At 49.0% G+C, this 2,449-nt stretch carries 2 protein-coding genes; both read left to right on the top strand.

All coding sequences use genetic code 11. The features are described 5' to 3' along the window. The first annotated feature begins 1,001 nt into the window (after nucleotides 1-1,001). Entirely contained in the window at nucleotides 1,002-1,433 is a 432-nt protein-coding gene (locus IGR76_09895) for a hypothetical protein (protein ID MBF2078809.1), read from the top strand. 282 nt (nucleotides 1,434-1,715) lie between these two features. Beyond that, nucleotides 1,716-2,449: hypothetical protein (locus tag IGR76_09900; GenBank protein MBF2078810.1), on the top strand; the 734-nt coding region annotated here is incomplete at its 3' end.

A 2,449-nucleotide genomic window follows, 5' to 3' on the forward strand; every position in this document is an offset into this window, starting at 1 on the left:
GGGCGTCACCTCTGGGGCTTCGACGCCAGATCGTGCCGTTGAAGTCGCGATCGAGCGAATTTTTGAACTCAAAGCGATCGCTCCCGCACTGAGTTAATCCAATAGGCTCGAACAATCTTGACCTTACCCTTCTGGCCCGCGCCAGGAGGGTTTTTGGCGTTTTGGCCCCTGTTTTAGGCTATAAAATGCTAGGCATTCAGGCTGCCCAAAAACGTGTGAAAATACCCGATGCCGTTGCCAATTTGCCTCAGAGGGTGTTTGAAAAGTCTTCTAGGGTAGCTTGAACTACCTTGACTACGGAGACAGCAACGAGGAAATGAGGGTTTTAAGCGTTCATGTCATCTGTACAGGTGGCTTCTAATGCTCAAATCGCCCCTCTTATAACATCCTCTCAAGGATTACGCCTCGAATACTCCGCAAGGGGTACCGTTCTTTGGCCTAAAACGATCGTCCTAGACGATGAATGAGACGAACTAAAGCACGGTATTCATCGCTACCAATTTGAGGGCGATTGCGCCCCATACATCTCAACGTAAAATCTACCGAACAGCAGGGCCATATGCCTCCGTAGCTCCCTGCAACATGCTGATGACAAAATTCCCATGAGCCAACCATAGAAGCGTTTTTTGTGCTGGTTGACCTCTCCGAAACTGCGCTCAGCCAGGCGTCTTAAACGACACATCTTTTACTGAGAAAGCTGTGACTTTTGCGAAAGGAGTATCCGTGAGTTTGCGTGGTTGTCTGTTTTTAATAGCTTGCGCGATAGCGGGGAAAATTGCCTCCAAAGGGACGATAAATAGCGCGTAGTGCGGTCTACTCTCCCCCACCTGAGATGCCAGATCTGTCGAAATTAAAAGTACCCCCATGGGGTATTCACAAGAATTTTCATCCCTTGTCATGATACAATCAGGCAAATGAAAGATGCCTAGACCCCTCAGAGCATTTTGTTTCTTGAGGCTCTAACAACTTCTTCTCAATGCACCATACAAGAGGAACGAATCATGTCCACTGCAACTGAAACTATCATTGCCCTCGGCCCGATTAATGTGACACTCTCAAACCTGCGGATACAAGACACCGCTATCCCTGCACAAGCAGAAAACGTGATTAAGGCGGGTGATGCCTTTGACCTAAGTGTTGATGTAGCCTTTTCGCCATGCCCCAATCCGTTTACTAATTTTCTGCTGGGGCTAGGACTCACCATCGAAGTGCTCTATCACATTGAGGGGTTTGGCACTGCGACTGAAGTCGATCTTGGCCCTGCAATTACAACCACCAATGGCACAGATTGCGCTTATACCGCAACTTTGAATTCTCCCGGTGCTGCCTTGGGGGTCGGGGTTTACAAAGCGATCGCGGTTGTTACTGTCAAGGGTGCCGGTATTCCCTTTGCAGTTGGTTTCATCAGCGATGTTGTTTTCCAGGTCTACTAAGCACAGCGCCGTGCTGGCTCAACATTGAGTCACTGAAATTCCGCAGTTTCTCGATGTCATCGTTGTTCCCAAGGGGTTAGCTTTAAGGGCTGGCTCCTTGGATAATGCGCTTTCAATGATTTGCCCTCGCGATCATTCTTTGAGATGGCCTAAATGAATCAACTATCAGGGACTCAAAGGATCTGAGAGGAGTGTTGACAGTCAACAAGAAATGTCTTGATTAGTGTCCATCTGAACAATTGGCAGTGGCTTAGTATTCCATTGATAAACAAGGAGAAAAGAATGGCTTCATCTCCCAAGAATAGCTCTGAGAATCCGCCCCCCCGAGAACTAGAGCAGCGCCTCACAATTCTCGAAGGAATTGGAGCAAGTAGTGCCCAAAAATTATCTGAAATCGGTATTGTGCGGATCGCAGATCTCGCCCAATTGAACCCATCTGCCCTTGGGGATCAATTGCGATCGGCAAACTATGACGTTAAGCTCGCCACTTTAGAAAAATGGATTGAACAAGCGCGTCAGTTCATGGCAAGTGTAGACACGGAGCCCCCTCCAGAAAGCTCCGCTGTAGCGTCGGAACCCCTAGCACGCTCGCGAGTTGTAGAGGCGGAAGCGCAGCTCACCCCTGCGGCCAATGGGGAGAAGCCCGATCTCTGGGAAGAGATCGGAAATTTTCACATCACGGCACAAGCCTATGCCGATGGGGCGGATCTGCGCCATCGCTGGGTTATTCGCCATCTTGAGACGAATGGGGTTGAAATTTTGCCCGATATCGTTGGCGATCGCTTACACGATTGGATGACCCCTCGACTCTCAGAAATAAACCGCGATCGCGACTCAACGGCTAAAACCATGGCATCCCCCTTAATGCAATTTACTGGACTCAAAGTGCGGCAACCCTCAAATCCAAACAGCCCAGTATCTGTGGATCTACCTCACCACACAATGCCACCTGAAATTGATGCACATACCGCCTTCATATTAGAGATAGATTTTTCAATAACCGATAGTGGACAGCG

Source organism: Synechococcales cyanobacterium T60_A2020_003, assembly GCA_015272205.1.
GTDB lineage: Bacteria > Cyanobacteriota > Cyanobacteriia > RECH01 > RECH01 > JACYMB01.